4 protein-coding genes are annotated in these 2,276 nt (G+C 32.3%); all 4 read right to left on the minus strand.

Translation table 11 applies throughout. From position 1 onward, the window contains the following. On the minus strand, positions 1-368 hold a 368-nt coding region (locus tag V7024_RS21160), incomplete at its 3' end, for a hypothetical protein (RefSeq protein ID WP_335523587.1). A 39-nt stretch (positions 369-407) separates the two neighbouring features. After that, positions 408-1,376 (minus strand): phage major capsid protein, encoded by a 969-nt coding sequence (locus V7024_RS21165; RefSeq protein ID WP_335523589.1) that lies wholly within the window; start codon positions 1,374-1,376, stop codon positions 408-410. A 76-nt stretch (positions 1,377-1,452) separates the two neighbouring features. Beyond that, positions 1,453-1,635, minus strand: a complete 183-nt coding sequence (locus tag V7024_RS21170; protein ID WP_335523592.1) for a hypothetical protein — start codon at positions 1,633-1,635, stop codon at positions 1,453-1,455. Positions 1,636-1,687: 52 nt separating this feature from the next. Continuing rightward, on the minus strand, positions 1,688-1,870 hold the full coding sequence (locus V7024_RS21175) for a hypothetical protein (protein ID WP_335523594.1): 183 nt from the start codon (positions 1,868-1,870) through the stop codon (positions 1,688-1,690). Positions 1,871-2,276: the final 406 nt, after the last annotated feature.

Consider the following 2,276-nt stretch of genomic DNA (forward strand, 5'->3'; position numbering starts at 1 on the left):
ATCATTGTCTTCCAATAAGTATCTACGTGTTCTTTTAAATCTACGCTTTTATTTTTTATGCTCCGCATTATAGCACCACAAATAGAATTTGAAAAAACATACAACTTATCTTGTTCGAGATCATCCGAATTTACTATAATTCCATTTTTCTTGTGACCAAACCTAACATAATCTCTTTTGAAGGAGAAAAAAACACATTTTTCTCTATCTAATTCAATGTAGTCAGGTCTATATAACATGATTGCTGTATTTAACCTGTCTGTTTCCGAATGATCAAATATTCCTTCACTTCGTCTTTTATATAAGATACCTTCTTCTAATATTTGAGGTATTAATATATCAGCCGTTTGATGAATTAACTCACTCATATTATCCTCCTTGTTTTAATACTGCATTAATTCATTTTATTATTTAATTTCCAAACGATACAACGTTGGTTCTACCTCTGAATAGATTAACTTTCCATCAAGAAGGTTGTATAATTTCAATCCTACTTCATTAACATTCGTATATATTTCCTTCATAACTTCAATTTCCAATCCCTCTGAATTTTCCTGAATAACGAAGGATGCAAAGTCTCCAAAATAAAATACTGCCGATGAATCTACTGATCCTTTCACTGCATCTGTGCAATCCAGTGGAAATCCTATTAACATGTAGCTTACTCCACCATCCACACGATCAATCGTTTTTAAAGCTGGTTCTCCATTTGGTAACTTTAAATCTTCAACGTATTCAAGAGCATCTTTATTTACAATCCATCTTGCCTTGTTGATCACGTTAGTAGATGGTTTATTTTTTAGCTCTTTAATAATTGCTACTGGGTCTGTTTGAGTTGGTGTAAATACTTTTGCTCTATTTAGCAATGATCCAGGGTTAAAAGCACCTGCATTATCTCCATTAAACATGTAATCAATTTCTTTTTTTAGATACTCTTTCTTCATTAATTCCACAATTAAATCTGCTAAACTAACTGCTCCTGTATTCATTTTTAATATTTTTCGTTTTACCCTTGAAATGGAATCAAATTCCACAGGAGATAAAACATCTGCAGTTAATCCAATGCTATTCACTTCAATTTCATTTTCTTTATCACGTTCTTCTGAATGAACTTCAATTTTGATATTTGATTCCTCAGTCAAAACCGGGTATCTTAGATTTCCATCAACTGTAACTACTTTCCCGTATTTTCTTAATAAATTTTCTTCTTCCACATAACTAATGATTTCATTAGCTATAGATGTTGGAATAAATGCTTTTCCACTATTTGAAACCGATAGCCCTAATGAACGAGCTTCTTGTTCACTTATATTTCCTGTCACATAATTTGCAAAAGCTGAACGAATTTCTTTTTTATTTTTAATTGTTGTAGTCATGATATAATTCTCCTTGTATTTTGTTTTTTGATTGAGCATAGGATGTTGGTCCAGAACACCCTATGCTTTTTTGTGCTTATTTAAATTTCACTAACATATTATCGATTTGTTTAAGTAGCTTCTCCCGTTTGTCTAACTGTCTCCATACTCCGTTTCGTCTTTCCCAAACCTGGCCTTTTCTTCTTTTTATTAGATTTTTCAATTCCGTTACATCCCTAGATTCGTGGAATTTAGATGCACTTTCATATTGTCTAACCATTTTTTACACCTCCCTTCAATAATTTTGATAATCTATTACTTTTGTCGTAAAACTAGCATTTCTCATGCTCCAATTTGATATTTTGATATACTTCGACTAATTCCATACACAGTTTATGATGTACAGGATCTCCCTCTTCAACTGCAGTATTGTATTTTTGAATAAGCATATCTAATTTGGATCGTTCCTTTTTATTTAATTTATCAAGTATAGATTGCAGACACTTCTCTATCACTTTACTCACCTCCCTTTAAGTCAAATTCGACAATTACCGACAAATCAAAGGTAGAACATCCCCATTTTTTTCGATAATGTTTGTAGTACAACAAAACAAGTACAACAAACCTCTAAACATTGATATGAATGGGTTTATAGTGCTTTTTTATTTGTCACGTGACAACAAGTGCGACAAAACAGATTCCCACAAGAAAGCCTGTCATATCAACGTTTTCTAGATCATTTATTAGTGTCGTAGTACAACAAAAAAACGAATTTTTTTAAAAAAACCATTTTGAGGTGCGCGTTTGCACCCTCACTCCCTATCCTCCCGAAAGAGCAAAATTTATTTTTCCGATAGGGGGGCTATGCTAAATCGTTCATTTCAATATCTTCCACAGTTCTCATCCTCCTGACTTTAATCT

It is taken from the genome of Bacillus sp. JJ864, from assembly GCF_036963045.1.
In the GTDB taxonomy this organism is placed as follows: Bacteria; Bacillota; Bacilli; order Bacillales; family Bacillaceae_G; genus Bacillus_A; species Bacillus_A pseudomycoides_C.